At 63.9% G+C, this 26,326-nt stretch carries 25 protein-coding genes; 5 read left to right on the forward strand and 20 right to left on the reverse strand.

Annotated features, from left to right (window positions below):
• Positions 1 to 15 precede the first annotated feature (15 nt).
• The 16 genes from atpG to rpmH form a co-directional block, all read right to left on the reverse strand.
• The gene (gene atpG, locus BGI51_RS07375; RefSeq protein WP_187980751.1) at positions 16 to 879 is read right to left on the reverse strand and encodes a F0F1 ATP synthase subunit gamma; all 864 of its coding nucleotides are present in this window, start codon (positions 877 to 879) and stop codon (positions 16 to 18) included.
• 48 nt (positions 880 to 927) lie between these two features.
• Positions 928 to 2,472, reverse strand: a complete 1,545-nt coding sequence (gene atpA, locus BGI51_RS07380) for a F0F1 ATP synthase subunit alpha (RefSeq protein ID WP_017641467.1) — start codon at positions 2,470 to 2,472, stop codon at positions 928 to 930.
• 18 nt (positions 2,473 to 2,490) lie between these two features.
• Positions 2,491 to 3,027 (reverse strand): F0F1 ATP synthase subunit delta, encoded by a 537-nt coding sequence (locus tag BGI51_RS07385; RefSeq protein ID WP_007160121.1) that lies wholly within the window; start codon positions 3,025 to 3,027, stop codon positions 2,491 to 2,493.
• Between the two features lie 12 nt (positions 3,028 to 3,039).
• A complete protein-coding gene (locus tag BGI51_RS07390; protein ID WP_007160122.1) occupies positions 3,040 to 3,510 on the reverse strand; it encodes a F0F1 ATP synthase subunit B in 471 nt (156 codons plus the stop codon).
• Positions 3,511 to 3,565: 55 nt separating this feature from the next.
• Complete coding sequence (gene atpE, locus BGI51_RS07395; RefSeq protein ID WP_003097235.1) at positions 3,566 to 3,823, reverse strand: F0F1 ATP synthase subunit C; 258 nt, start codon at positions 3,821 to 3,823, stop codon at positions 3,566 to 3,568.
• Between the two features lie 139 nt (positions 3,824 to 3,962).
• Positions 3,963 to 4,826, reverse strand: a complete 864-nt coding sequence (atpB, locus tag BGI51_RS07400) for a F0F1 ATP synthase subunit A (RefSeq protein WP_133860216.1) — start codon at positions 4,824 to 4,826, stop codon at positions 3,963 to 3,965.
• 16 nt (positions 4,827 to 4,842) lie between these two features.
• Positions 4,843 to 5,247, reverse strand: a complete 405-nt coding sequence (locus tag BGI51_RS07405; protein ID WP_133860217.1) for a F0F1 ATP synthase subunit I — start codon at positions 5,245 to 5,247, stop codon at positions 4,843 to 4,845.
• Positions 5,248 to 5,393: 146 nt separating this feature from the next.
• Positions 5,394 to 6,266, reverse strand: a complete 873-nt coding sequence (locus BGI51_RS07410; protein ID WP_158891415.1) for a ParB/RepB/Spo0J family partition protein — start codon at positions 6,264 to 6,266, stop codon at positions 5,394 to 5,396.
• Between the two features lie 9 nt (positions 6,267 to 6,275).
• Positions 6,276 to 7,070, reverse strand: a complete 795-nt coding sequence (locus BGI51_RS07415) for a ParA family protein (protein ID WP_133860219.1) — start codon at positions 7,068 to 7,070, stop codon at positions 6,276 to 6,278.
• An 8-nt stretch (positions 7,071 to 7,078) separates the two neighbouring features.
• Positions 7,079 to 7,723 carry a 16S rRNA (guanine(527)-N(7))-methyltransferase RsmG gene (gene rsmG, locus BGI51_RS07420; RefSeq protein WP_187980752.1) on the reverse strand — a complete coding sequence of 215 codons (645 nt, stop codon included), beginning with the start codon at positions 7,721 to 7,723 and terminating at the stop codon, positions 7,079 to 7,081.
• The gene (gene mnmG / locus BGI51_RS07425) at positions 7,723 to 9,615 is read right to left on the reverse strand and encodes a tRNA uridine-5-carboxymethylaminomethyl(34) synthesis enzyme MnmG (protein WP_187980753.1); all 1,893 of its coding nucleotides are present in this window, start codon (positions 9,613 to 9,615) and stop codon (positions 7,723 to 7,725) included. The genes rsmG and mnmG overlap by 1 nt, the downstream gene beginning before the upstream one ends.
• Positions 9,616 to 10,059: 444 nt before the next feature.
• Positions 10,060 to 11,424 (reverse strand): tRNA uridine-5-carboxymethylaminomethyl(34) synthesis GTPase MnmE, encoded by a 1,365-nt coding sequence (gene mnmE / locus BGI51_RS07430; protein ID WP_187980754.1) that lies wholly within the window; start codon positions 11,422 to 11,424, stop codon positions 10,060 to 10,062.
• A 63-nt stretch (positions 11,425 to 11,487) separates the two neighbouring features.
• Positions 11,488 to 13,203 (reverse strand): membrane protein insertase YidC, encoded by a 1,716-nt coding sequence (gene yidC, locus BGI51_RS07435; RefSeq protein WP_133860223.1) that lies wholly within the window; start codon positions 13,201 to 13,203, stop codon positions 11,488 to 11,490.
• A gap of 2 nt (positions 13,204 to 13,205) precedes the next feature.
• Positions 13,206 to 13,454 (reverse strand): membrane protein insertion efficiency factor YidD, encoded by a 249-nt coding sequence (yidD, locus tag BGI51_RS07440; RefSeq protein WP_133860224.1) that lies wholly within the window; start codon positions 13,452 to 13,454, stop codon positions 13,206 to 13,208.
• Complete coding sequence (gene rnpA / locus BGI51_RS07445; protein ID WP_133860591.1) at positions 13,447 to 13,848, reverse strand: ribonuclease P protein component; 402 nt, start codon at positions 13,846 to 13,848, stop codon at positions 13,447 to 13,449. Before rnpA ends, yidD begins: the two co-directional genes overlap by 8 nt.
• A 12-nt stretch (positions 13,849 to 13,860) precedes the next feature.
• The gene (rpmH, locus tag BGI51_RS07450; protein WP_017641476.1) at positions 13,861 to 13,995 is read right to left on the reverse strand and encodes a 50S ribosomal protein L34; all 135 of its coding nucleotides are present in this window, start codon (positions 13,993 to 13,995) and stop codon (positions 13,861 to 13,863) included.
• A gap of 526 nt (positions 13,996 to 14,521) precedes the next feature.
• Here rpmH and dnaA point away from each other — a divergent pair.
• From dnaA to gyrB, 4 genes are read left to right on the forward strand one after another with little or no spacing between them, the layout of a single operon-like run.
• Positions 14,522 to 15,985 carry a chromosomal replication initiator protein DnaA gene (gene dnaA, locus BGI51_RS07455; protein WP_187980755.1) on the forward strand — a complete coding sequence of 488 codons (1,464 nt, stop codon included), beginning with the start codon at positions 14,522 to 14,524 and terminating at the stop codon, positions 15,983 to 15,985.
• Positions 15,986 to 16,013: 28 nt separating this feature from the next.
• The gene (gene dnaN / locus BGI51_RS07460; RefSeq protein ID WP_007160136.1) at positions 16,014 to 17,117 is read left to right on the forward strand and encodes a DNA polymerase III subunit beta; all 1,104 of its coding nucleotides are present in this window, start codon (positions 16,014 to 16,016) and stop codon (positions 17,115 to 17,117) included.
• Positions 17,118 to 17,127: 10 nt separating this feature from the next.
• Positions 17,128 to 18,237: a DNA replication/repair protein RecF gene (recF, locus tag BGI51_RS07465; RefSeq protein WP_007160137.1), complete on the forward strand. Its 1,110-nt coding sequence runs from the start codon at positions 17,128 to 17,130 to the stop codon at positions 18,235 to 18,237.
• Complete coding sequence (gene gyrB / locus BGI51_RS07470; RefSeq protein ID WP_133860228.1) at positions 18,234 to 20,654, forward strand: DNA topoisomerase (ATP-hydrolyzing) subunit B; 2,421 nt, start codon at positions 18,234 to 18,236, stop codon at positions 20,652 to 20,654. Before recF ends, gyrB begins: the two co-directional genes overlap by 4 nt.
• A 386-nt stretch (positions 20,655 to 21,040) precedes the next feature.
• On the opposite strand, the gene BGI51_RS07475 is transcribed toward gyrB, so the two are convergent.
• Genes BGI51_RS07475 through glyQ form a run of 4 tightly spaced genes read right to left on the reverse strand, consistent with a single transcriptional unit; the run spans position 21,041 to position 25,358 of the window.
• Complete coding sequence (locus BGI51_RS07475; protein ID WP_187980756.1) at positions 21,041 to 21,790, reverse strand: lysophospholipid acyltransferase family protein; 750 nt, start codon at positions 21,788 to 21,790, stop codon at positions 21,041 to 21,043.
• A complete protein-coding gene (gene gmhB / locus BGI51_RS07480) occupies positions 21,790 to 22,332 on the reverse strand; it encodes a D-glycero-beta-D-manno-heptose 1,7-bisphosphate 7-phosphatase (protein WP_187980757.1) in 543 nt (180 codons plus the stop codon). Before gmhB ends, BGI51_RS07475 begins: the two co-directional genes overlap by 1 nt.
• Before the next feature lie 3 nt (positions 22,333 to 22,335).
• The gene (gene glyS / locus BGI51_RS07485) at positions 22,336 to 24,393 is read right to left on the reverse strand and encodes a glycine--tRNA ligase subunit beta (protein ID WP_187980758.1); all 2,058 of its coding nucleotides are present in this window, start codon (positions 24,391 to 24,393) and stop codon (positions 22,336 to 22,338) included.
• Positions 24,393 to 25,358: a glycine--tRNA ligase subunit alpha gene (glyQ, locus tag BGI51_RS07490; RefSeq protein ID WP_150340262.1), complete on the reverse strand. Its 966-nt coding sequence runs from the start codon at positions 25,356 to 25,358 to the stop codon at positions 24,393 to 24,395. Before glyQ ends, glyS begins: the two co-directional genes overlap by 1 nt.
• Positions 25,359 to 25,702: 344 nt before the next feature.
• On the opposite strand from glyQ, the gene BGI51_RS07495 reads away from it, so the two are divergent.
• On the forward strand, positions 25,703 to 26,287 hold the full coding sequence (locus BGI51_RS07495; protein ID WP_187980759.1) for a DNA-3-methyladenine glycosylase I: 585 nt from the start codon (positions 25,703 to 25,705) through the stop codon (positions 26,285 to 26,287).
• The last annotated feature ends 39 nt before the right edge of the window (positions 26,288 to 26,326 follow it).

The raw sequence follows: 26,326 nt of genomic DNA on the forward strand, positions 1-26,326 counted from the left end.
TGTTTAAGCTGTCCGTCAGACCGCGGCGGCGCCGCCGACGATTTCCGAAATTTCTTGGGTGATCGCAGCCTGGCGAGCCTTGTTGTAGACCAGCTGCAGGTCCTTGATGAGATCGCCGGCGTTGTCGGTGGCGTTCTTCATCGCGATCATCCGCGCGGCCTGTTCACTGGCAGCGTTCTCGACCACGGCCTGGTACACCTGGGATTCCACGTAGCGCACCAGCAGACCGTCGAGCAGGGTCTTGGCGTCGGGCTCGTAGAGGTAGTCCCAGTGCTTGCCCTGCAGCTCACCGCCCTCGCCCGGCACCAGCGGCACCAGCTGCTGGATGGTCGGCTTCTGGGTCATGGTGTTGACGAAGACGTTGGACACCACGTACAGACGGTCGATACGGCCGTCCAGGTAGGCATCCAGCATCACCTTGATGCTGCCGATCAGATCGCCGATCGCCGGGGCTTCGCCAAGGTGGCTGATGGCCGCGACCACGTTGCCGCCGAAGCTGCGGAAGAAGGAGGCGCCCTTGGCCCCGATCACCGCCAGATCGATTTCCACACCCTTGCCGCGCTGGTCGCTCATGTCGCGGACCAGAGCCTTGAACAGGTTGGTGTTCAGACCACCGGCCAGACCCCGATCGGAGCTGACCACGATGTAACCGACGCGCTTGACCTCGCGTTCCACCATGAAGGCATGGCGGTACTCGGGGTTGGCGTTGGCCAGGTGGCCGATCACAGCGCGGATGCGCTCGGCATAAGGCTTGCTGGCAGCCATGCGGGCCTGAGCCTTACGCATCTTGCTGACCGCAACCTTTTCCATGGCGCTGGTGATCTTCTGTGTGCTTTTGATGCTCGCGATCTTGCCGCGAATCTCTTTTGCGCCTGCCATGTGACACCTATCGGGTTGGCAAACGGGGGCTGGCGCCCCCGTCGCGGCTTACCAGGTTTGCGTGGCCTTGAACTTCTCGATTCCCGCCTTGATGCCGGCGTCGATCTCGTCGTTGAAGTCGCCCTTCACGTTGATCTTGGCCATCAGGTCGGCGTGATCGCGGTTGAAGTAGGCGATCAGGGCCTGCTCGAAGCTACCGATCTTGTCCAGGGACACGTCGCTCAGGAAACCACGCTCGGCGGCATACAGGCTCAGGGACATCTCGGCGATGGACATGGGCGCGTACTGCTTCTGCTTCATCAGCTCGGTGACGCGCTGACCATGCTCGAGCTGCTTGCGGGTGGCTTCGTCCAGGTCCGAGGCGAACTGGGCGAAGGCCGCCAGTTCACGGTACTGGGCCAGCGCGGTACGGATACCGCCGGACAGCTTCTTGATGATCTTGGTCTGGGCCGCACCACCCACACGGGATACCGAGACACCGGCGTTGACCGCCGGGCGGATGCCCGAGTTGAACAGGCCGGCTTCCAGGAAGATCTGGCCGTCGGTGATGGAGATCACGTTGGTCGGAACGAAGGCGGACACGTCGCCGGCCTGGGTCTCGATGATCGGCAGGGCGGTCAGCGAGCCGGTCTTGCCGGTCACGGCGCCGTTGGTGAACTTCTCGACGTAGTCGGCGGAGACGCGGGAAGCGCGCTCGAGCAGACGGCTGTGGAGATAGAACACGTCGCCGGGATAGGCTTCACGACCCGGCGGACGACGCAGCAGCAGGGAGATCTGGCGATAGGCCACGGCCTGCTTGGACAGATCGTCATAGACGATCAGGGCGTCTTCACCGCGGTCGCGGAAGTATTCGCCCATGGTGCAACCCGAGTAGGGCGCGAGGAACTGCAGAGCCGCCGATTCGGACGCACTGGCCGCCACCACGATGGTGTTGTGCAGAGCGCCGTTCTCTTCCAGCTTGCGCACCACGTTGGCGATGGTCGACTGCTTCTGACCAATGGCGACGTAGACGCAGCGGATGCCGCTGTTCTTCTGGTTGATGATGGCATCGATCGCCATGGCGGTCTTGCCGATCTGACGGTCACCGATGATCAGCTCACGCTGACCGCGGCCTACCGGGATCATGGCATCGACGGCTTTGTAGCCGGTCTGCACCGGCTGGTCGACCGACTGACGCCAGATCACGCCCGGTGCGACCTTCTCGACGGCGTCGGTGGCGCTGGCGTTCAGCGGACCCTTGCCATCGATGGGGTTGCCCAGGGCGTCGACGACGCGGCCCAGCAGTTCCGGACCAACCGGGACTTCCAGGATGCGGCCGGTGCACTTGGCGCTCATGCCTTCGGCCAGACCCAGGTAGCTACCCAGGACCACGGCGCCGACGGAGTCCTGCTCCAGGTTCAGCGCCATGCCGTAGATGCCGCCGGGGAATTCGATCATTTCGCCGTACATGACGTCGGCCAGACCGAAGATCCGCACGATACCGTCAGACACGCTGACGATGGTGCCTTCGTTGCGGGCTTGCGAGGTCACGTCGAGCTTGTCGATGCGACCCTTGATGATTTCACTAATTTCGGAAGGATTGAGTTGCTGCATGCTACTGCCCCTTCAAACTCAAGGTTTCAACGCTTCGGCCAGTTGCGCGAGCTTGCCGCGAACGGAGCCATCGATTACCAAGTCGCCGGCGCGGATAACCACACCACCGATCAGGCTCGCATCCTCGGATGCATTTAGTCGCACTTGTCGACCTAGCCTTGCGCTGAGAGCCTTGGCGAGTTTGTCTTGCTGTTCGTCGCTCAGGGCGAAAGCACTGGTGACTTCCGCCTCGATGGATTTTTCCTGCTCGGCCTTGTACGCCTCGTAGATCTCGGCGATGGCCGGGAACAGGTCGATCCGGTTGTTTTCTGCCACGGTCCGAACGAAGTTCTGGGACTGTGCATCCAGCTGATCGCCACATACATCGATGAGCAATCCGGCCTTGGCGTCCGCAGTCAACTGCGGCTGCTGAAGCAGCTGGCGCACGGTCCCATCTTGGGATACCGCGGCGAGCAGCCCTAGCGCGGCCGACCACTGGGTCAGCTGCTGCTGGGACTGTGCGAACTCGAAAGCCGCCTTGGCATAGGGCCGGGCCAGCGTGTTCAGTTCTGCCATTGGTGGCCTCGCTTAGATTTCCGCTGCCAGTCGGTCGACCAACTGGGCATGAGCATTGGCATCAACGGTCGATCCGAGGATCTTCTCGGCGCCGGCCACGGCCAGCACGCCGACGCGAGCACGCAGAGCGTCCTTCGCGGTGTTGATTTCCTGCTCGATTTCCGCCTGAGCCTGCGCCTTGATCCGGTCGCCTTCGGCACGGGCCTTGGCCTGTGCGTCCTCGACGATCTGAGCGGCACGCTTGTTGGCTTGCTCGATGATCTCGGCTGCTTGACCCTTGGCTTCGTTCACTTTCTGGTTGGCTTGCTGCTGTGCCACTTCCAGATCACGAGCCGCGCGGTTGGCAGCGTCAAGGCCATCGGCAATCTTCTTCTCACGCTCACGCAGCGCCGAGATGATCGGCGGCCACACGTACTTCATGCAGAAGAGCACGAAGATGAAGAAGGCAACGGACTGGCCTATCAGGGTTGCATTAATGTTCACGCCAACACCTCGCTCGTTCGTTGTCCATCAGTCCTGCCTACACCCGTGAGGGTGATCAGCCGGCGATCTGACCAACGAAGGGGTTAGCGAAGGTGAAGAACAGGGCGATACCAACACCGATCATGGTCACGGCGTCGAGCAGACCGGCGACGATGAACATCTTGACTTGCAGCATCGGAACCATTTCCGGCTGACGAGCGGCGCCTTCGAGGAACTTGCCACCCAGCAGACCGAAGCCAATGGCGGTACCCAGAGCGCCCAGGCCAATCAGCAGAGCAACGGCGATCGCGGTCAAACCAACTACAGTTTCCATCTTTCCTCCCGACTTTTTTAGTCGTCTTGGTTAAGGTTGAAGCGAAAAAGTTTTCCCAAGTTACCCGGCGGACAACGTCCTCCGGGACTCACGGCAGAACCGCCTCCGGACGCCGTCAGCAGCGTCCGGGGGCCATTCCTTAGTGACTTTCTTCGTGCGCCATCGACAGGTAGACGATGGTCAGCATCATGAAGATGAAGGCCTGCAGGGTGATGATGAGGATGTGGAACACTGCCCACGCCCACTGCAGCACGATACCCAGGCCACCCAGCGCCAGACCGTTGGCGAACATGATGGCGATGAGGATGAAGATCAGCTCGCCAGCATACATGTTGCCGAACAGTCGCAGTGCCAGCGAGATCGGCTTGGCGATCAGGGTGACGAATTCGAGCAGGAAGTTGATCGGGACCAGGATGATCTGCAGCAGCATGTTCTTGCTGCTGAAGGGATGCAGGGTCAGCTCGCCGAAGAAGCCGCCCAGGCCCTTCATCTTGATGCTGTAGAAGATCAGCAGGGCGAACACCGACAGGGCCATGCCCAGGGTGGCGTTCGGGTCGGTGGTGGGCACCACGCGGAAGTAGGTGTGCTCGCCGAACAGCATGCCGGCCACGGACGGCAGCCAGTCCACCGGCACCAGGTCCATCAGGTTCATCAGGAAGATCCAGACGAAGATGGTCAGGGCCAGGGGCGCGATCAGCGGATTCTTGCCGTGGAAGGTGTCGCGGACGCTGCCGTCGACGAATTCGACCAGCACCTCGACGAAGTTCTGCAGGCCGCCGGGCTGACCACTGGTGGCCTTCTTGGCGACGCTGCGGAACAGCACCAGGAAGATCAGGCCGAGGGCGACCGACCAGCCGAGGGTGTCCACGTGGAAGGCCCAGAAGCCCATTTCCTTAGCTTCAGCGGGGGTGTGGGCGAAGCTCCAGCCGTTCACCGGGTGCATACCATAGGTCAGGTTCTGCAGGTGGTGCTGGATGTAGCCCGAAGCGGAGTCTGCTGCCATGTGTGCCTCGAATGCCTTAAGGTCTAGTCGGTTTTTTCAGTAGCAGGGGCGCGCCGGCATTGACCATCAGCGTCAACAGGTAGACGCCGAACAGTGCAGGAGCCGAAAGCGGTTTTACCCCAGCAAACGTCAGTGCAAAGAGCACTGCCGTGAGAATCAGTTTGCCCGCCTCGCCCGAGTAGAAAGAACGGACGATGTCTTGGGCGGCATGGGCGCCACGATAGCGGAACGCCTTGAACGAAAAATACAGATTGGGCAGCCAGGCAATCAGCCCGCCCAACAATCCGGAATAACCGGCGACCTTACCGACGAAGCAATACAAGACAACGGCGGCACACGACGCGACAGCCAGTTGGACGAGCAGCAGGCGAAAGGCAGGCTGGTGATGGAAAGGCAGGCGTTTGGGCGTGCGGCGGTCCATCGGCTCGAAGTCCTCTGGTGTCGGCTTAATAGTTGTTTTCACTGGCATGCTTTGTGCCGACAAAAAGCGGGCAAAGTATAGGGGCGCGTCCAGAGTGGTTCAAGCCACCCCGGACAGATTGCCGTCCAGGCTTGCAGGCATTTGTGTCAGCGAATGTGCGCCAGTACGCCTTGAAGTTCGTCCAAAGAGGTGTAACGGATCACCAGTTGACCCTTGCCTTTTTCACCATGGCGGATCTGCACGTTGGCGCCCAAACGTTCGGCCAGACGCTGCTCCAGCCGACTGATGTCGGGATCGACCACCGCGGCCTTCTCCTCCGGCTCCGCGCCGCTGAGCCACTGGCGCACCAGGGCTTCGGTCTGGCGGACGGTGAGGCCCCGTGCGACAACGTGCCGCGCCCCTTCGGCCTGGCGCGCCTTGGGCAGACCGAGCAGTGCCCGGGCATGGCCCATCTCCAGCTCGCCCCTGGCCAGCATTTCCTTGGCGTCTTCGGCCAGCGCCAGCAGGCGCAGCAGGTTGGTCACGCCCGAGCGCGACTTGCCGACGGCTTCGGCCACCTGGGCCTGGGTCAGTTCGAATTCGTCCTGCAGCCGCTGCAGCGCCATGGCCTCTTCCAGCGGATTGAGATTCTGCCGCTGGATGTTTTCGATCAGCGCCAGGGCGATGGCCACCTGATCGGGCACGTCGCGCACCAGCGCCGGGATACGCTCCAGACCGGCCTGCTGGCTGGCCCGCCAGCGGCGTTCGCCGGCGATGATCTCGTAACGGCCTTCACCGATGGCACGCACCACGATGGGCTGCATCAGCCCCTGGACGCGAATGGAGTTGGCCAGCTCTTCCAGAGCGGTCGGATCCATGTGCCGGCGCGGCTGGTACTTGCCGCGCTGGATGATGTCCAGCGGCAGCGATTGCAGTTCGCTGACCGGGGTGGCGGCAGCCTGCTCCTGCAGGACCTTGACGCTGGCACCGCCGAGCAGGGCGTCGAGACCGCGGCCCAGACCTCGTTTCTTCACAGCCATGGGGATTCCTTAGGCAGTCTTGGCGACGCGAGCCGCCTTGCGCTGACGTTTGACCAGCTCGCTGGCCAGCTCCAGGTAGGCCGCGGCCCCCTTGGAACTCTTGTCGTAGACCAGGGCGGGCATGCCGTAGCTGGGCGCTTCGGCCAGGCGGACGTTGCGCGGAATGATGGTTTCGTAGAGCTCGTCGCCGAAGTGCTGCTTGAGCTGGGCGGCGACGTCGTTGGCCAGGCCGATGCGCGGATCGAACATGGTGCGCAGCAGGCCCTCGATCTTCAGCTGCGGATTCAGCCGCTGGGCGATGTGCTGGATGCTGCCGACCAGATCGGTCAGGCCTTCCAGGGCGAAGTACTCGCACTGCATGGGAATGATCACGCCATCGGCGGCCACCAGGCCGTTGATGGTCAGCATGGACAGCGACGGCGGGCAGTCGATGAGGACGTAGTCGTAGTTGTCCCGCACGGGGGCGAGGGCATCGCGTAGCCGGCTCTCGCGCCCGGTCATCTCCAGCAGCTCGACTTCCGCGGCGGTGACGTCGCGGTTCGAGGGCAGCAGCTGGTAGCCGCCGTGCTCGGAGAAGTGCATGGCGTCGAGCAGGCCGCAGGCCCCGGTGAGGACGTCCAGCACCGAATGCTCGAGGGCGTGCTTGTCCACCCCGCTGCCCATGGTGGCGTTACCCTGGGGATCGAGATCGATCAGCAGCACCTTGCGCCGGTTGGTGGCGGCCAGAGAAGCGGCGAGATTGATGCACGTCGTGGTCTTGCCCACCCCGCCCTTCTGGTTGGCTATCGCGTAAACCTTGGCCATGTACCGCCTTACCCCTCTCCGTTCGTGCGGCGCAGTATCAGCAAGTGCCGCTGGCCTTGGCAACCGGGAACCGCGAGGACGTGCGCCGCCGCAACCCGGAAATCCGCTGGTAGCTTGGCCAGCTCGTCGTCGGGGTGCAGTCCCTTCATCGCCAGCCACTGTGTTTGGTTGTCGCCCAGGTGGCGCGTCCAGGTGGCGAAGTCGTCGATGGCGCTGAACGCCCGCGAGACGATGCCGGTGAAGGGCGCGGCAGGCTGGAAGGCCTCGACGCGGGCGTGGACCACCTCGAGATTGGCCAGGCCCAGCTCGATCTTGGCCTGGGTCAGGAAGCGGGTCTTCTTGCCGTTGCTGTCGAGCAGGGTGAAGCGCGACTCGGGAAAGAGGATCGCCAGGGGAATGCCCGGCATGCCGCCGCCGCTGCCCACGTCCAGCCACTGCCCGGCGCCCACGTGGGGGACGATGCTGAGGCTGTCCAGCAGGTGCCGCGAGACCATCTCGTTGGGATCGCGCACCGCGGTGAGGTTGTAGGCCTTGTTCCACTTGACCAGCAGGTCCAGGTAGCCCAGCAACCGCTCTTCCACGGCGGCGCTCAGGGCCACGCCGAGGGTCTCGGCGCCCTGGCGCAGTTCGTTGGCTTGGATCGCGCTGGCCATCAGGCGCTGTGCTCCAGGCTGCGACCGGCGCTGCGCTTCTTGAGGTGGATCAGCAGCAGCGAGACCGCCGCTGGCGTGACGCCCGGAATGCGCGAGGCCTGCCCCAGGGTCTCGGGACGGGCCTGGGCCAGCTTGTGCTGGATCTCCTTGGACAGTCCGGAGATGGTGGCGTAGTCGAGCTCCGCCGGCAGCGCCACGGCGTCGCTGGCGCGCAGGCGCTGGATCTCGTCCTGCTGGCGATCGATGTAGCCGGCGTACTTGGTCTTGATCTCGATCTGCTCGGCGACCTGGGCCTCGGCCGGTGTCTGACCTACCGCGGCCAGCAGACCGGCATAGTCGATCTCCGGACGAGCCAGCAGATTCTGCAGGTTGTATTCGTGATTGAGCGGCGTGCCGAAGCGCTCGGCCACCGCCGTGCCCTCGGGCGTGCCCGGGCGAATCCAGATCGCCTTGAGACGCTGCTCTTCCAGGGCGATGCCCTCGCGCTTGGCTTCGAACAGCGCCCAGCGCTGGTCGTCCACCAGACCCAGCTCGCGCCCCTTTTCGGTCAGGCGCAGGTCGGCGTTGTCTTCGCGCAGGATCAGCCGGTACTCGGCGCGGGAGGTGAACATCCGGTAGGGCTCCTGGGTGCCCAGGGTGATGAGATCGTCGACCAGCACGCCGAGGTAGGCCTCGTCGCGGCGCGGACACCAGGCTTCACGGCCCTGGGCGCGCAGCGCGGCGTTGGCACCGGCGAGCAGACCCTGGGCGCCGGCTTCTTCGTAACCGGTGGTGCCATTGATCTGGCCGGCGAAGAACAGGCCGGCGATGACCTTGGTTTCCAGGCTGTACTTGAGATCCCGCGGATCGAAGAAATCGTATTCGATGGCGTAGCCGGGTCGCAGGATGTGGGCGTTCTCCAGGCCGCGCATGGAGCGCACCACCTCGAGCTGCACATCGAAGGGCAGCGAGGTGGAGATGCCGTTGGGATAGAGCTCGTGGGTGGTCAGACCCTCGGGTTCGAGAAAGACCTGATGGCTGTCCTTGTCGGCGAAGCGATGGATCTTGTCTTCGATGGACGGACAGTAGCGCGGCCCTACCCCTTCGATCACGCCCGAGTACATGGGCGAACGATCCAGGTTGGCGCGGATGATGTCGTGGGTGCGGGCGTTGGTGTGGGTGATCCAGCAGCTGACCTGCGCCGGATGCTGCTCGCGATTGCCGAGAAAGGACATCACCGGCAGCGGGGTATCCCCTGGCTGCTCGGTCATCACCGAGAAGTCCACCGAGCGGCCGTCGATACGTGGCGGCGTGCCGGTCTTCAGGCGGGAGACCCGCAGCGGCAGTTCCCGCAGGCGCTGGGCCAGGGCGATGGCGGGCGGGTCTCCCGCTCGTCCACCGCTGTGATTCTGCATGCCGATGTGGATAAGACCGCCGAGGAAGGTTCCAGCGGTCAGCACCACGTTGTCGCCATGGAATTTCAGGCCCATCTGGGTGATCACGCCGGCCACCCGATCGCCTTCGACGATGAGGTCGTCACAGGCCTGCTGGAATATCCACAGGTTGGGCTGGTTTTCCAGGGTGTAGCGGATAGCCGCCTTGTACAGCACGCGATCGGCCTGGGCGCGAGTGGCGCGGACGGCAGGTCCCTTGCGGCTGTTGAGAATGCGGAACTGGATGCCGGCGAGATCCGTCGCCGCGGCCATGGCGCCGCCCAGGGCATCGATCTCCTTGACCAGATGGCTCTTGCCGATGCCGCCAATGGCGGGATTGCAGCTCATCTGGCCGAGAGTTTCCACATTATGCGTGAGCAGCAGGGTGCGCACACCCATGCGAGCGGCCGCCAGGGCCGCTTCGGTACCGGCATGGCCGCCACCGATCACGATGACGTCGAAACGGGAAGGAAAGTCCACCACGCACCTCGTGCCTGTTGGCAGGAATTCGAAGGAAAGCCGGCAAGTATAAGGCCTAGGCCAGTCTTGCAGAAGGGGCCCTGGCCAAAAAATGACCAGGCGCCGTGGTAGACGCTCAATATAAACAATAGAGAAGAAAGTTTTAAAAGGACTGATATAGAGCTTATGTATATGCAGGCCCTTTGCTGTGGATAAGCTTATCCAGCCCTTGGCAGGTCTGGGCTGGGGAAAAACTGAACCCGGTGTACGTCTTGTGCTGTGGATGAACACAAGCTATCAGCATCCTGTGGACCCTTTGCCCGCTTATCCACAGTGGCAGTCATGGACAGGTCGTGCACCGATTTATGGGCAGACCTCAGGCGGGGTTATCAACAGGGCTCTGGAAGGGGGAAGTGAGGACAGACAAGGCCTGCATTGCACAGGCCTGCTACAGCGGAGCGGGAGTTACTTGCCGATGCAGAAGCTGGAGAAGATGCGGCCGAGCAGATCGTCGGAGCTGAAGGCACCGGTGATCTCGCCGAGTACCTGCTGAGCCTGGCGCAGATCCTCGGCCAAGAGCTCGCCGGAACCAGCCAGGGTGAGCTGGCGATAGCCGTGGTCCAGGGCGCTGGCCGCCCGCTGCAGGGCATCCAGATGGCGGCGGCGGGCGCTGAAGCCGCCCTCGGTGGTCTGCTCGAAGCCCATGCAGGCCTTGAGATGCTCGCGCAGGGCCTCGACTCCGCCGCCATCGGTGGCGCTGAGGGCGATCTCCACCGGTGCGGTCGACCCCAGCAACCCGGTGGGCTCACCGGTGAGGTCGGCCTTGTTGCGGATCACCGTCAGCTTGTCCAGCGGCGGCCTGGCGCTCAGCAGTTCCGGCCAGAGCGCCTGGGGATCGCGGGCTTCCGGTGCGCTGGCGTCCACCACCAGCAGCACTCGATCGGCTCCGGCGATGGCGTCCAGGGCCCGCTGAACGCCGATCTGTTCCACCCGGTCATCGGTGTCGCGCAGACCGGCCGTATCGACCACGTGCAGCGGCATGCCATCCAGGTGGATATGTTCACGCAGGACATCGCGGGTGGTGCCGGCGATGTCGGTGACGATGGCGGCTTCGCGGCCGGCCAGGGCATTGAGCAGGCTGGACTTGCCGGCATTGGGACGGCCGGCGATCACCACGGTCATGCCGTCACGCAGCAGGGCACCGCGATTGGCTTCGCGACGGACCTCCTGCAATTCGGCCTGGACCCCCTCCAGCAGGCCCTGGACCCGACCGTCGGCGAGGAAGTCGATCTCTTCCTCGGGAAAGTCGATGGCAGCCTCGACGTAGATACGCAGCTGGATGAGTTGCTCGACCAGGCTTTCCACGCGACGGGAGAATTCGCCCTGCAGCGAGCGCAGGGCATTGCGCGCCGCCTGTTCGGTGCTGGCCTCGATGAGGTCGGCGATGGCCTCGGCCTGGGCCAGGTCGAGCTTGTCGTTGAGAAAGGCGCGTTCGCTGAACTCGCCCGGGCGGGCCAGGCGCGCGCCCTCTTCCAGGGTACGGCGCAGGAGCAGGTCGAGGATTACCGGGCCGCCATGGCCCTGGAGTTCCAGCACGTCTTCGCCCGTAAAGGAGTTGGGACCGGGAAAGAACAGCGCGATGCCGGCGTCCAGCACGCTGCCGTCGGCGGCCAGGAAGTTGCCATAGTGGGCATGTCGCGGGGGCAGCTCACGGCCGCAGATCGCCCGCGCCAGGGGGGCGGCGAGGGGCCCGGAGACGCGGACGATACCGACTCCGCCGCGCCCGGTAGCGGTGGCGATGGCGGCGATGCTGTCGGAAGGCAGGGACATGACGATCCTCCAGAAAGCACGACGCCCCAATCAAGGGGCGTCGTGTGGACAGGGTGAGCGGGGTCAGGCCTTCTTGCTGGCCGCCTCGATCTTCCGGGTAATGTACCACTGCTGCAGGATCGACAGGCAGTTGTTGACGATCCAGTACAGCACCAGACCGGCCGGGAACCACAGGAAGAAGAAGGTGAAGATGATCGGCATCATCTTCATGACCTTGGCCTGCATGGGATCCGGCGGTGCCGGGTTGAGCATCTGCTGCACCAGCATGGTGCCGCCCATGATGATCGGCAGGATGAAGAAGGGATCCTTGGCCGACAGGTCGGTGATCCAGAACATCCAGGGCGACTGGCGCATCTCGACGCTTTCCAGCAGCACCCAGTACAGTGCCAGGAACACCGGCATCTGCACCACGATGGGCAGACAGCCACCCAGGGGATTGATCTTCTCCTTGCGGTAGAGCTCCATCATCGCCTGGGACATCTTCTGGCGATCGTCGCCATGCTGTTCCTTCAGCGCCTGCAGTCGCGGGCCGACGGCACGCATGCGGGCCATGGAGCGGTAGCTGGCGGCGGACAGCGGGAAGAACAGCATCTTGATGATGATGGTCAGGACGATGATCGACCAGCCCCAGTTACCCAGGATGCTGTGGATATGCTGCAGCAGCCAGAAGATCGGCTGGGCGATGAACCACAGGAAGCCGTAGTCGACGGTCAGTTCCAGACCGTGGGACAGGGTCTTGAGGTGCTCCTGGATCTTCGGACCGGCATAGAGGGTCAGCGAGGTCTCGCCCTTGCCACCCGCCGGCACGCTGAACTGCGGACCGGTGAAGCCGACGATGTAGTTGCCCTGGGCATCCTTGCGGGTGGTGATCTGGTGCTGCTCGTCCTTGTTCGGCACCCAGGCGGTGACGAAGTAGTGCTGCAGCCAACCGACCCAGCCGCCCTGCACCGCTTCCTGCAGGCGATTCTTGTCCATGTCGCTCATGGACACCTTGCGGTAGGGCTCGGCCGGGGTACCGACCGCGGCGCCCAGGTAGGTGGACACGCCGGTAGCGGTGGTGGCCGAGGGATCGCCGCTCTTGTCACGCTTGAGCTGGGCATAGAGCACGCCGTTCCAGGCGCTGGCGCTCTGGTTGTCGATCAGGTAGCTGACCTGGATCTGGTAGGCGTCCGGGTTGATGCAGGCGATCTTCTTCTGCGCCTTCTCGGCGTCCGAGCAGTCGACCTTCAGGCCCCGGTGGAAGGTGAATCTCTTGATGTAGTCGACGCCATTGGCCTGGTACTTGAGATCCACCACCAGCTGCTGCTGGCCATCGGCGAGCACGTAGCTGGACTGCGCCGAGGTGTACAGCGGACGACCGGCGCTGTTGGCATCGGGACCGTTGGCACCGGTCAGGCCGCTCTGCGCCAGGTAGAGACGCTGGGCGCCGTTGTCGAACAGCATGAAGGGATCGTTGGGATGGTCCTGGCGGCTCGGGTACTGCACCAGGCCGAGCTGGACGATGTCGCCGCCGCGGGGGTCGATGGCCAGATCCAGGACGTCGGTACGCACCTTGATGAGCGCGGTGCTCGGTTGGGCAGCCGCGTTGTCCACCGGGGCAGCTGCCTTGGCATCGGCCGGGACGTCGGTGGGCACGTTGGGGGTATCGCCCGGCAGGACGCTGGTCTGCGTCTTGGCCGTGGGCAGATCGCCTTGGCCGTAGTCCTTGTTCCACTGGAAAACCAGGGTGTAGGACACGATCGCCAAGGCGGCAATGAGTAGCGGGCGCTTGATATCCATGTTTACTCGGCCATCGAAGAGGTCGGGGCTGGGTTCTTTGCGGGAGGAACGGGATCGTATCCGCCTGAGTGCCAGGGATGGCACCGGCACAGTCGCCGTGTGGTCAGCCAGCCACCACGCAGCAGCCCGTGGCACTCGATGGCTTCGAGGGCGTAACCGGAACAGGTCGGATAGAAACGACAGTGACTGGCCATCAAGGGGCTGATGGCATAACGGTAGAAGCGAATCAGCAGCAGGGCCGGTTTACGCATGAGCACCGTCGGGACTGTCAATGGGGTGGGCAATCGTCTTGCTCGCCTGGCGATTGAGACGTTTCCACAGTTGCAGCAGCTGATCGTGCAATTCGGGATTGTCGACCTCGCCGAGTCCCTTGCGGGCGACGAAGACCAGATCGAAGCTGCCGAGGCGGTCCTGATTCAGCCGGAAGGAATCCCGGATGACCCGCTTGATGCGATTGCGCTCGACAGAAAGCTTGACGCTTTTCTTGCCGATGACCAGCCCCAGGCGGGAATGGTCGAGCCCATTGGCATGGGCGAGCAGCAGCAGGTGCTTGCCGGATGCCTTGTGGGTGGGAGAGTCAAAGACCGCCTGGAACTGTTGGGAGCTCAGTAAGCGCCTGTCCCGACCGAAACCCTGACTCACCACCTGACCGGGCAATCAGATCGCCAGACGCTTGCGGCCTTTGGCACGGCGACGGGCGAGAACCTGACGGCCGTTCTTGGTTGCCATACGAGCACGGAAACCGTGGACACGGGCGCGCTTCAGGGTGCTGGGTTGGAAGGTGCGTTTCATGGACTTTTACCTAGGTGAAAGCGGCAAGGCATGAGTGCCCCGCGCAAAGAGACCGGCGATTCTAGAGAAAGCCTCGGTACAGGTCAATTTCCAACCAGCACCGGCTGGCAGACGAGCGCGTAAATAAAATCAACAGGTCAGAAGGTTTTAAAAGACTGTTGAAGTGAATATGTATGGTGCAGCGGTTTTCTGTGGATAGAACGTGGCAGCCTGGGTCCAGCCTGGTCGGAGCGGCAGCGGAAAGTCTGTTTTCAACAGGTGTGCCGAAGGTGGTCAGGCTGTCCAGGAGCTGTGGATAAGCAGAGCTGTTACGCACAGCCGGATTATCCACAGAGAAAAACCCCGGGATGTCCAGAGAGGTCAGACGGCCTTATCCACAGTGCTGACGGTCATATGCCCGGTCGTGACGGTTGAGGCGGCTATCTGCCGGGAAACTGCGCAGTCATGTGGATAACCCAGGTGGGGAGGGATACAATGGGCGTTTGCTCATGGCCCGTCCGGGCCGCTCCAGTTCTTGGGAGACGCTGTGTCGGTCGAACTCTGGCAACGTTGCGTGGATGTGCTGCGCGACGAGTTGCCTTCGCAACAATTCAATACCTGGATCCGGCCACTGCAGGTGGAAGCGGAAGGGGATGAGCTGCGGGTGTTCGCGCCCAACCGCTTCGTGCTCGACTGGGTCAACGAAAAATACCTGGGCCGCCTGCTCGAATTGCTCGAAGAGCATGCCGACGACGGTATCGCCCCGGTGCTGTCCCTGCTGATCGGCAGCAAGCGCAGCAACAAGCCGCGCGCGGTCCAGACGCCGAACAGCCAGAGCGCTCCGCTGCCACCACCGGTGCAGGCGCCGCAACCGATCCAATCGGACATCGTCACCGCGGGCGTCGCCCTGGAAGACGTGACGGCGGAATTGGCCGACGAGCCGGCCGTCAAGACCGAACGTACCGTGCAGGTGGAGGGTGCGCTCAAGCACACCAGCTATCTGAACCGCACCTTCACCTTCGAGAACTTCGTCGAGGGCAAGTCCAACCAGCTGGCCCGCGCGGCGGCCTGGCAGGTGGCGGACAATCCCAAGCACGGGTACAACCCGCTCTTCCTCTATGGCGGCGTGGGTCTGGGCAAGACCCACCTGATGCACGCGGTGGGCAACCACCTGCTCAAGCGCAATCCGAACGCCAAGATCGTCTATCTGCATTCGGAGCGCTTCGTCGCCGACATGGTCAAGGCGCTGCAGCTCAACGCCATCAACGAATTCAAGCGTTTCTACCGCTCGGTGGATGCGCTGCTGATCGATGACATCCAGTTCTTCGCCCGCAAGGAGCGTTCGCAGGAAGAGTTTTTCCACACCTTCAATGCCCTGCTCGAAGGTGGACAACAGGTGATCCTCACCAGCGACCGCTATCCCAAGGAGATCGATGGCCTGGAAGAGCGGCTCAAGTCGCGCTTCGGCTGGGGGCTCACCGTAGCCGTGGAGCCGCCGGAGCTGGAGACGCGGGTCGCGATCCTGATGAAGAAGGCCGACCAGGCCAAGGTCGACCTGCCCCACGACGCCGCCTTCTTCATTGCCCAGCGCATCCGTTCCAACGTGCGGGAACTGGAAGGCGCGCTCAAGCGGGTGATCGCCCATGCCCACTTCATGGGCCGCGACATCACCATCGAGCTGATCCGCGAGTCGCTCAAGGATCTGCTGGCGCTGCAGGACAAGCTGGTCAGCATCGACAACATTCAGCGCACCGCGGCCGAGTACTACAAGATCAAGATCGCCGATCTGCTGTCAAAACGCCGCTCGCGCTCGGTCGCCCGGCCGCGGCAGGTCGCCATGGCGCTGTCCAAGGAACTGACCAACCACAGCCTGCCGGAAATCGGCGACGCCTTTGGCGGACGCGATCACACGACGGTGTTGCATGCCTGTCGCAAGATCGCCGAACTTCGGGAATCCGACGCGGATATCCGCGAGGATTACAAGAACCTGCTGCGTACCCTGACCACCTGACGGACGCGGCCCTGGCAAGGACCTGACCATGCATTTCACCATTCAACGCGAAGCCCTGTTGAAACCGCTGCAGCTGGTGGCCGGTGTCGTGGAACGTCGGCAAACGCTGCCGGTGCTGTCCAACGTACTCCTGGTCGTGGAAGGCCAGCGCCTCTCGCTGACCGGTACCGACCTGGAAGTCGAGCTGGTTGGAAGGGTCGATCTGGAAGAAGCCGCCGAAGCCGGCGAGATCACCGTGCCGGCGCGCAAGCTGATGGACATCTGCAAGAGCCTGCAGCCCGATGCGCTGATCGACATCCGTACCGAGGAGCAGAAGCTGCTGATTCGTGCCGGACGCAGTCGCTTCACCCTGTCCACCCTGCCGGCCAACGACTTCCCCACCGTGGAGGAAGGTCCGGGTTCGCTGAAGTTCAGCATTCCCCAGGGCCGCCTGCGCCGTCTGATCGAGCGCACTGGCTTCGCCATGGCCCAGCAGGACGTGCGCTACTACCTTAACGGCATGCTGCTGGAAGCCAGCACCGGCCGGCTGCGCGCCGTGGCCACCGATGGTCACCGCCTGGCCATGTGCATGCTGGAAGCCGACGTCGACCAGGCCGAGAAGCACCAGGTCATCGTGCCGCGCAAGGGCATCCTGGAGTTGTCGCGCCTGCTCACCGAACCGGAAGAGCCGGTCAACGTGGTCCTGGGCCAGCACCATATCCGCGCCACCACCGGCGACTTCACCTTTACCTCCAAGCTGGTGGACGGCAAGTTCCCCGACTACGAGCGCGTGCTGCCGCGGCATGGCGACAAGCTGGTACTGGGCGAGCGCCAGCATCTGCGCGAAGCCTTCAGCCGCACCGCCATTCTCTCCAACGAGAAGTACCGTGGTATCCGCCTGCAGCTGGAAAACGGCTTCATGAAGATCCAGGCCAACAACCCGGAGCAGGAAGAGGCCGAGGAAGAACTGCAGGTCGACTACGACGGCGGCAGCCTGGAGATCGGTTTCAACGTCAGCTACCTGCTCGACGTGCTCGGCGTGATGACCACCGATCAGGTGCGCATCACCCTGTCCGATTCCAGCAGCAGTGCGCTGTTGCAGGAGGCGGGCAACGACGACTCCTCCTATGTCGTGATGCCGATGCGCCTCTGATCGCCGCTCGATGACGCTGATCCGTTTCAACGCCGACCGCCTGCGCAATCTGCAGGCGGTCGCGCTTCAGCCCTCGCCCCGGGTCAACCTCCTGCATGGCGCCAACGGCAGCGGCAAGACCAGCCTGCTGGAAGCCATCCACCTGCTGGGCCTGGCCCGCTCCTTTCGCAGCACCAAGCTGGCGCCGGTCATCCAGCACGAGCAGGCCAGTTGCACGGTGTTCGGCCAGGTGCGGCTGCCCGGTGGCCAGGATTGCAACCTGGGTATCCAACGCGAGCGCGGCGGTGACTACCAGATCCGCATCAATGGCGAGAATGCCCGTAGCGCGGCGCAACTGGCCGAGGTGCTGCCGCTGCAGCTGATCAATCCCGACGGCTTCCGGCTGCTCGAAGGCAGCCCCAAGATCAGGCGGCAGTTTCTCGACTGGGGCGTGTTCCACGAGGAACAGCGATTTCTACCGCTATGGCAACGCCTGCAAAAGGCGCTCAGGCAGCGAAATCACTGGCTCAGACGTGGTAAAATCGACCCTGCGGCGCAGGCCGCCTGGGATCAGGAACTGGCCCTGGCCAGCGCCGAGATCGATGGCTTTCGCCAGGCCTATATCCAGCGTCTGAAGCCGGAATTCACCGCGGTACTGGCCGAGCTGATCCAGCTCGACGGCCTGACCCTGAGCTACTACCGCGGCTGGGACCGCGAGCGCGATCTGCGCGAGGTGCTGGCGGACAGTCTGCCGCGGGATCTGCAGCTGGGACATACCCAGGCCGGGCCCCAGCGCGCCGACCTGCGCATTCGCATCGGCAACCACAACGCGGCGGACATCCTGTCGCGCGGCCAGCAGAAGCTGGTGGTGTGCGCGTTGCGCATCGCCCAGGGGCGGTTGGTCAACCAGGTCAAGCGGGGCCAGTGCGTCTATCTCATCGACGACCTGCCCTCGGAACTGGACGAGGGACACCGGCTGGCCTTGTGCCGGCTGCTGGAGGCACTGGAGTGCCAAGTCTTCATCACCTGTGTCGAGCGCGAGACGCTACAGGCCGCCTGGCGGCCGGAGACAGAGGTCAGCGTGTTTCACGTGGAACACGGCCATATCAAGCAGACCCACACTAGCGGGAGCCAAGCATGAGCGAGACCAATACCTACGACTCTTCCAGCATCAAGGTGCTGAAGGGACTGGATGCCGTGCGCAAGCGCCCCGGCATGTACATCGGCGACACCGATGACGGCACCGGCCTGCACCACATGGTCTTCGAGGTGGTGGACAACTCCATCGACGAGGCCCTGGCCGGCTTCTGCAGCGAGATCAGCATCACCATCCACATGGATGAATCCATCACCGTGCGCGACAACGGCCGCGGCATCCCGGTGGACATCCACAAGGAAGAAGGCGTCTCGGCGGCCGAAGTCATCATGACCGTGCTGCACGCCGGTGGTAAGTTCGACGACAACACCTACAAGGTGTCCGGCGGCCTGCACGGCGTGGGCGTCTCGGTGGTGAACGCCCTCTCCGAGGAGCTGCGCCTGACCATCCGCCGCGCCGGTCAGCTGTGGGAGCAGGTCTATGTGCACGGCGTACCCCAGGCGCCGCTGGCAGTGATCGGCGAGACCGACACCACCGGTACCCAGGTGCATTTCAAGCCGTCCGCCGAGACCTTCAACAACATCCAGTTCAGCTGGGACATCCTGGCCAAGCGGATTCGCGAACTGTCCTTCCTCAACTCCGGCGTCGGCATCGTCCTGCGTGACGAGCGCAGCGGCAAGGAAGAGCTGTTCAAGTACGAGGGCGGCCTGCGCGCCTTCGTCGACTACCTGAACACCAACAAGACCGCGGTGAACGAGGTATTCCACTTCCAGGTGCAGCGCGAAGACGATGGCGTCGGCGTGGAAGTGGCACTGCAGTGGAACGACAGCTTCAACGAGAACATCCTCTGCTTCACCAACAACATTCCCCAGCGCGATGGCGGCACCCACCTGGCGGGCTTTCGCTCGGCGCTGACACGCAACCTGAACAGCTACATCGAGGCCGAGGGCCTGGCCAAGAAGTTCAAGGTGGCCACCACCGGTGACGACGCCCGTGAAGGCCTGACCGCCATCATCTCGGTCAAGGTGCCGGATCCCAAGTTCTCCTCCCAGACCAAGGACAAGCTGGTCTCCTCCGAGGTGAAGACCGCGGTGGAACAGGAGATGGGCAAGCACTTCTCCGACTTCCTGCTGGAGAACCCCAACGAAGCCAAGGCGGTGGTCGGCAAGATGATCGACGCGGCCCGGGCCCGGGAAGCGGCGCGCAAGGCGCGCGAGATGACCCGCCGCAAGGGCGCCCTGGACATCGCCGGCCTGCCGGGCAAGCTGGCGGACTGCCAGGAGAAGGATCCGGCGCTGTCCGAACTCTACATCGTGGAGGGTGACTCCGCCGGTGGTTCGGCCAAGCAGGGCCGCAACCGGCGCACCCAGGCGATCCTGCCGCTCAAGGGCAAGATCCTCAACGTGGAGAAGGCGCGCTTCGACAAGATGCTCTCCTCCCAGGAGGTGGGCACCCTGATCACCGCGCTGGGCTGCGGCATCGGCCGCGAAGAATTCAACATCGACAAGCTGCGCTACCACAACATCATCATCATGACCGATGCCGATGTGGACGGTTCGCACATCCGTACCCTGCTGCTGACCTTCTTCTTCCGCCAGATGCCGCTGCTGATCGAGCGGGGCTACATCTACATCGCCCAGCCGCCGCTGTACAAGGTGAAGCGTGGCAAGCAGGAGCAGTACATCAAGGACGACGAGGCGATGGAGGAATACCTGACCCAGACCGCCCTGGAAGAGGCCAGCCTGCACGTCAACGAGAACGCCCCGGGCCTGTCCGGCGTGGAACTCGAAAAGCTGGTGAACAGCTATCGCCAGGTGATGAAGACCTTCAAGCGCCTGTCGCGGCTGTATCCGGCCGCCGTCAGCGAACACCTGCTGTACCTGCCGCGGGTCGGTGTCGATCAGCTGGCTGATGAAGCGGCGATGCGTCAGTGGCTGGAAGGCCTTAGCGCGCGCCTGCAGACCTCCGAACGCTCTGGCACTACCTACCGCGTCAGCTTGCGCGAGGACCGCGAGCGAGGCCTATGGCTACCAGAGGTGGAAACCCGCGCCCATGGCCTGTCCAGCTACGTCACCTTCAACCGGGATTTCTTCGGTAGCAACGATTACCGCCTGGTGACCGAGCTGGCCGCCCAGCTGGACAACCTGCTGGAAGAAGGCGCCTATGCCAAGCGCGGTGAACGCCGTCGCCCGGTCAGCACCTTCAAGGAAGCCTGGGAATGGCTGATGAACGAGACCAGCAAGAGATTCAACATCCAGCGCTACAAGGGCCTGGGTGAGATGAATCCGGATCAGCTGTGGGAAACCACCATGGACCCGAACGTGCGCCGCATGCTGCAGGTAACCATCGAGGATGCCGTAGCGGCCGATCAGATCTTCAATACCCTGATGGGCGATCACGTGGAGCCGCGTCGCGACTTCATCGAGAGCAACGCCCTGGCGGTATCGAACCTCGACGTCTGATCGACTGCGGTTATGCACAAGCCCCGCCATGCGGGGCTTTTTTGTGGAAAACATTCTGGCTAGAGAGTCGCGCCGTTTCGTTCCACGACAACGAACGCCGTTCATCTTATAGCCGAAGGTTTTGTGGATAGTTTTCCTCAGCCGCTTTTGATCAACGCCGAAAATATCCGTAAAGGGGCCGTGCCATGCGGCATAGAGACACAGGATATAAAGGACGTTCCTGTGGATAAGCCTGGGAATAAGCTTGTCGGTACTTGTGGATGACGGTCAATCCGCGCTAGCAGCCCAAAATTCGGATGCGCGAAAAGCTTGGCACAGCCTGTGGATAAGTCTGTGGGAAAAGGGAGGAAAAGAGGTGGAAAGAGCCAGGCCTTGCGGCCTGGCGCTCAGGCTACGCAGCGCTCGGCCGGGTCGGCATCGGGCTTGGGGGCCAGGGCCTGCTCGATGAAGGCGAAGCAGCGATTATTGAGATCGACGATGGCGCGGGGATCCTGGCCCTGGGGATGGAGCAGCGGGCCGATGCTGACCTTGATGGTCCCCGGCGACTTGATCCAGGAGCGATTGGGCCAGTAGGCGCCGGCATCGTGGGCGATGGGCAGGATGGGCACGTTGAGGCTGCAGGCCAGGGCGGCGCCACCGCGGGAGAACTTGCCCATCTGACCGTAATCGATGCGGGTGCCCTGGGGAAAGATCAGTACCCAGCAGCCCTGGGCAAGATAACGGCCGCCTTGCTCGGTCAGCTGCTGCAGGGCCAGTTTGCCGTTGTCACGGTCGATGGCGATGGGCTTGAGCAGCGAGAAGGCCCAGCCAAAGAAGGGAATCCTGAGCAATTCGCGCTTGATCACCTGGGAGGTGGGCTCGAACTGGGCGGACAGGAAGAAGGTTTCCCAGGTGCTCTGGTGGTTGGCCACGATCACGCAGGGCTGCGCCGGGACGTTTTCCAGGCCGTCGATCTCGTAGCGGATGCCGCAGATGACCTTGGCCAGCCAGACGGCGAAACCGGTCCAGGCCTTGACCACCAGCCGATAGCGGGCGCGATAGGCCAGGAAGGGCGCGATCAGCAGGCTGACGCAGGACCAGAGGATGCCGCTGGTCCCCAGCAGCACATAGAACAACAGGGTACGCAAGAGCCGCATCAGGGCGCTTCCTCGAGCAGATGATCAGCCACCGCCGCCAGGTCGGCGAAGACCCGGGTACCGGATGGCAAAGGCTTGGCCAGGGTGCGCTCGCCCTTGCCGGTACGCACCAGAAAGGGCGTGCAGCCAAGGGCCATGCCGGCTTCCAGATCGCGCAGGCTGTCGCCCACCACCGGGACACCGCCCAGGTCGGTACGGCCATAGTGGTGGGCGATGGCGCGAAACAGGCCGGGCAGCGGCTTGCGGCAGTCGCAGCCGGCTTCCGGGCCATGGGGGCAGTGGAGGATCAGGTCGACCCGACCGCCCTCCTCCGCCAGCAGCCGCTGCAGTTTCTCGTGCATGGCCGCGAGGTCGTCTTCCGTGAAGTAACCGCGCGCCAGACCGGACTGGTTGGTAGCCACGGCCACCTGCCAACCGGCCCGGTTCAGCCGGGCGATGGCCGCCAGGCTACCGGGCAGCGGTTGCCACTGCGCGGCGCTGCGTACGTAGTCATCGGAATCGACATTGATGACGCCGTCGCGGTCCAGCACGATCAGTTTCATGCCCTAGCCCAGCACCGAGATGTCGGCGATGCCGAGGAACAGGCCACGCAGGTGAGCGAGCAGCGCATAGCGATTGGCGCGGACACGCTCGTCCTCGGCGTTGACCAGCACCTCGTCGAAGAAGGCATCCACCGGCGCGCGCAGACTGGCCAGGCGCTCCAGGGCTGCGCCATAGCGACGGGCTTCGGCCAGGGGCGCGGCATCCCGCTCGGCCTCGGCGATGGCGGCGGCCAGGGTGCGTTCGGCGTCGGTCTCGAACAGGGCGGCATCGGCCTGGGCCGCGACCTGGCCTTCGAACTTGCCGAGCAGGTTGGAGACGCGCTTGTTGGCGGCGGCCAGGGCCTCGGCCTCGGGCAGACGACGGAAGGCCTGCACGGCCTGGACGCGCTGGTCGAAGTCCAGCGCCGAGGCCGGACGCAGGGCGCGTACCGCCAGGTAGGCCGCGGTGTCGACGCCTTCGTCCTCGTAGCGGGCGCGCAAACGGTCGAAGACGAAGTCCAGCACCTGCTCCTGCAGGCCGGCAGCCTTGACCCGCTCGCCATAGCCGGCGATGGCGAAGGCGACGGCGGCTGGCAGATCCAGCTCCAGGCCCTTCTCGATGAGGATGCGCAGCACGCCCAGGGCCTGCCGGCGCAGGGCGAAGGGATCCTTGCTGCCGGTGGGCAACATGCCGATGCCGAAGATGCCGACCAGGGTGTCGAGCTTGTCGGCCAGGGCCACGGCGGCGCCGGTCAGGGTCTTCGGCAGTTCGGCGCCAGCACCGCGCGGCATGTACTGCTCGTTGAGCGCCAGGGCCACGTCTTCGGCCTCGCCGCCTTTCCTGGCGTAGTAGTAGCCGGCGATGCCCTGCATCTCGGGGAATTCGCCAACCATCTCGGTGGCCAGGTCGCACTTGGCGAGCACGCCGGCACGGTGGGCGCGCTCGGCATCACCGCCGATACGCTCGGCGATAAAGGCGGCCAGGGCGGCGAGGCGCTGGGCCTTGTCGTAGACGGTGCCGAGCTGGGCCTGGAAGACCACGTTCTTGAGGCGCTCGTTGAAGCTTTCCAGCGGCTGCTTCTGGTCCTGCTTGAAGAAGAACTCGGCGTCGGTGAGACGGGGGCGGACCACCTTCTCGTTGCCGCTGACGATCTGCGCCGGATCCTTGCTTTCCAGGTTGGCCACGGTGATGAAGCGCGGCAGCAGCTTGCCCTGGGCGTCCAGCAGGCAGAAGTACTTCTGGTTGTCCTGCATGGTGGTGATCAGGGCTTCCTGGGGCACCTCGAGGAAACGTTCCTCGAAGGCGCAGACCAGCGGCACCGGCCATTCCACCAGGGCGGTCACCTCGTCCAGCAGCGCGGGCGGCACCACGGCGCTGCCCTGCTCCGCCGCAGCCAGCTCGGCTACGCGGGATTCGATGAGCTGGCGGCGCTCGGCGAAGTCGGCCAGCACATGGGCGGCGCGCAGGTCGGCGGCGTAGTGGGCCGGGGCGCTGATGCGCACGGCATCGGGATGGTGGAAGCGATGGCCGCGGGACTCACGACCGGCACGGCGGGTGAGGATCTCGCAGTCGATGACCTCATCACCCAGCAGCATCACCAGCCACTGGGTGGGACGGACGAATTCCTCGCGGCGGGCGGCCCAGCGCATGCGCTTGGGAATCGGCAGCTCGGCCAGGGAGGCTTCGACGATGCCGGGCAGCAGGCTGGCCGCCGGCTGCCCAGGAATGCTCTGGGAGAATCTCAGCTTGGGGCCGCTGCGATCGATGGCGCTGATGTCGACGCCACACTTGCGGGCGAAGCCCAGGGCGGCCTGGGTCGGCTGGCCATCGGCGCCAAAGGCGGCCTGGAGCGGCGGGCCGTCCAGATTGACGCTACGCTCGGGCTGCTGGGTCTGCAGGGCTTCAACCAGCACGGCCAGGCGGCGCGGCGCGGCATAGGCGCGGGCGCTGGCATAGCCGAGACCGGCCTGCTTGAGGCCCTTCTCGATGCCGGCGAGAAAGCTGTCGCCCAGGGTCTTGAGTGCCTTGGGTGGCAGTTCTTCGGTACCCAGTTCGACCAGGAAATCCAGAGTGGTGCTCATCATTCGCCCTCCTTGAGCAGCGCCTGGACATCGTCGCGACCCAGGACCTCGTCACGCAGCGCGGGGCTGGCCAGCGGGAAGCCCAGCCGGGCGCGGGCCTTGAAGTAGCCCTGGGCGACGCTGCGTGCCAGGGTGCGCACGCGCAGGATGTAACGCTGGCGCTCGGTCACCGAGATGGCGCGGCGGGCGTCCAGCAGGTTGAAGGTGTGGGAGGCCTTGAGCACCATCTCGTAGGTGGGCAGCGGCAGGTCCAGGGCGATCAGGCGATTGGCCTCGGACTCGTAGAAGTCGAACAGTTCGAACAGCTTGGGCACATTGGCGTGCTCGAAGTTGTAGGTGCTCTGCTCCACTTCGTTCTGGTGGAAGACGTCGCCGTAGGTCACGGTGCCGAAGGGGCCGTCGGCCCAGATCAGGTCGTAGACCGAGTCCACGCCCTGCAGGTACATGGCCAGGCGTTCCAGGCCATAGGTGATCTCGCCGGTCACCGGATAGCACTCGATACCGCCCGCCTGCTGGAAGTAGGTGAACTGGGTGACTTCCATGCCGTTGAGCCAGACTTCCCAGCCCAGACCCCAGGCGCCCAGGGTGGGCGATTCCCAGTTGTCCTCGACGAAGCGTACGTCGTGCACCAGCGGATCCAGGCCGATGGCGGCCAGGGAGCCGAGGTAGAGCTCCTGGAAGTTGTCCGGATTGGGCTTGAGGACCACCTGGAACTGGTAGTAGTGCTGCAGGCGATTGGGGTTCTCGCCATAGCGGCCATCGGTGGGACGGCGGCTGGGCTGCACATAGGCGGCGTTCCAGGTCTCGGGACCGATGGCGCGCAGGAAGGTGGCGGTGTGGAAGGTACCGGCGCCGACTTCCATGTCATAGGGCTGGAGTACCACGCAGCCCTGCTCGGCCCAGTATTGCTGCAAGGCCAGGATCAAGTCTTGGAAGGTGCGCACGGTGGGCTTGGACTGGCTCACGAAAGATACCCGTTCGGCTGCGACGAAAAGCCGGGGAGTATAGCTGAAAGCCGGGGGTGGCCGCATTGGCGGATTAGGGCTGCCTGGCGGTATTGGGCAGAGATGACCGGCTGCGCGCTTTATCGCGGCCATGGGCCGCTCCTACAGGTACGGGTTGGCCTGTAGGAGCGGCCCATGGCCGCGATATAGGTAGCTGCTGCTACGGTAGCAGCGCCTGCAGTCTGTTAGAAACGTGCATTCAGCGCGTTCGCCGTGCTACCCATTCCAGAGGCTGTTATGACTCGCCTCCGCTGGCGCTCAACTGCGCTAAGGTGACGTCTCCCCTCGCCGTCCGAGCCTTCGCCATGCCGCGTTGTTTCTGGTGCACCGCCGATCCGCTGTACATCGAGTATCACGACCATGAATGGGGCGTGCCCCAGCGCGATCCGGCGGTGCTCTTCGAATTTCTCCTGCTGGAAGGCTTCCAGGCCGGACTGTCATGGATCACCGTGCTGAAGAAGCGCGAGCGCTATCGCCAGGTGCTGCATGGCTTCGATCCCGCGCGCTTGGCGCAGCTGAGCGATGCCGAGATCGCCGTGCTGATGCAGGACCCGGGCATCATCCGCAATGGCGCCAAGCTGCGCGCCGCTCGTCAGAATGCCCAGGCCTGGCTGAGACTCGAAGACCCTTCCGGCTGGCTGTGGTCCTTTGTCGGTGGCGCGCCCAGGATCAATCACTTTCGCGATCGCCAGGAGGTGCCGGCGATCACCCCGGAAGCGGAGGCCATGAGCAAGGCGCTCAAGCGGGCCGGTTTCACCTTTGTCGGTCCGACCATCTGCTACGCCTTCATGCAGGCCATGGGTCTGGTGATGGACCATACCCTCGATTGCGACCGCCATGCCGAATTGGCGTCTTCGTCGGCAGAACTGCAGGAAAAGTCGAATGTATAGGCGTCAGTTGGCGCGAACCTTACGCTTTCTTAACGTTTC

Source organism: Pseudomonas oryzihabitans (genome assembly GCF_014522265.1).
In the GTDB taxonomy this organism is placed as follows: domain Bacteria; phylum Pseudomonadota; class Gammaproteobacteria; order Pseudomonadales; family Pseudomonadaceae; genus Chryseomonas; species Chryseomonas aestiva.

Excerpts from the sequence above, each read along its gene's own strand:
- BGI51_RS07385 (WP_007160121.1), bottom strand. The coding sequence starts at position 3,027 with ATGGCAGAACTGAACACGCTGGCCCGGCCCTATGCCAAGGCGGCTTTC.
- BGI51_RS07405 (WP_133860217.1), bottom strand. The coding sequence starts at position 5,247 with ATGGACCGCCGCACGCCCAAACGCCTGCCTTTCCATCACCAGCCTGCC.
- atpE (WP_003097235.1), bottom strand. The coding sequence starts at position 3,823 with ATGGAAACTGTAGTTGGTTTGACCGCGATCGCCGTTGCTCTGCTGATT.
- gmhB (WP_187980757.1), bottom strand. The coding sequence starts at position 22,332 with ATGAAACTGATCGTGCTGGACCGCGACGGCGTCATCAATGTCGATTCC.
- BGI51_RS07495 (WP_187980759.1), top strand. The coding sequence starts at position 25,703 with ATGCCGCGTTGTTTCTGGTGCACCGCCGATCCGCTGTACATCGAGTAT.
- BGI51_RS07410 (WP_158891415.1), bottom strand. The coding sequence starts at position 6,266 with ATGGCTGTGAAGAAACGAGGTCTGGGCCGCGGTCTCGACGCCCTGCTC.
- dnaN (WP_007160136.1), top strand. The coding sequence starts at position 16,014 with ATGCATTTCACCATTCAACGCGAAGCCCTGTTGAAACCGCTGCAGCTG.
- gyrB (WP_133860228.1), top strand. The coding sequence starts at position 18,234 with ATGAGCGAGACCAATACCTACGACTCTTCCAGCATCAAGGTGCTGAAG.
- atpA (WP_017641467.1), bottom strand. The coding sequence starts at position 2,472 with ATGCAGCAACTCAATCCTTCCGAAATTAGTGAAATCATCAAGGGTCGC.
- rsmG (WP_187980752.1), bottom strand. The coding sequence starts at position 7,723 with ATGGCCAGCGCGATCCAAGCCAACGAACTGCGCCAGGGCGCCGAGACC.
- recF (WP_007160137.1), top strand. The coding sequence starts at position 17,128 with ATGACGCTGATCCGTTTCAACGCCGACCGCCTGCGCAATCTGCAGGCG.
- BGI51_RS07475 (WP_187980756.1), bottom strand. The coding sequence starts at position 21,790 with ATGCGGCTCTTGCGTACCCTGTTGTTCTATGTGCTGCTGGGGACCAGC.
- glyS (WP_187980758.1), bottom strand. The coding sequence starts at position 24,393 with ATGAGCACCACTCTGGATTTCCTGGTCGAACTGGGTACCGAAGAACTG.
- atpG (WP_187980751.1), bottom strand. The coding sequence starts at position 879 with ATGGCAGGCGCAAAAGAGATTCGCGGCAAGATCGCGAGCATCAAAAGC.
- rpmH (WP_017641476.1), bottom strand. The coding sequence starts at position 13,995 with ATGAAACGCACCTTCCAACCCAGCACCCTGAAGCGCGCCCGTGTCCAC.
- yidC (WP_133860223.1), bottom strand. The coding sequence starts at position 13,203 with ATGGATATCAAGCGCCCGCTACTCATTGCCGCCTTGGCGATCGTGTCC.
- yidD (WP_133860224.1), bottom strand. The coding sequence starts at position 13,454 with ATGCGTAAACCGGCCCTGCTGCTGATTCGCTTCTACCGTTATGCCATC.
- BGI51_RS07415 (WP_133860219.1), bottom strand. The coding sequence starts at position 7,070 with ATGGCCAAGGTTTACGCGATAGCCAACCAGAAGGGCGGGGTGGGCAAG.
- atpB (WP_133860216.1), bottom strand. The coding sequence starts at position 4,826 with ATGGCAGCAGACTCCGCTTCGGGCTACATCCAGCACCACCTGCAGAAC.
- mnmE (WP_187980754.1), bottom strand. The coding sequence starts at position 11,424 with ATGTCCCTGCCTTCCGACAGCATCGCCGCCATCGCCACCGCTACCGGG.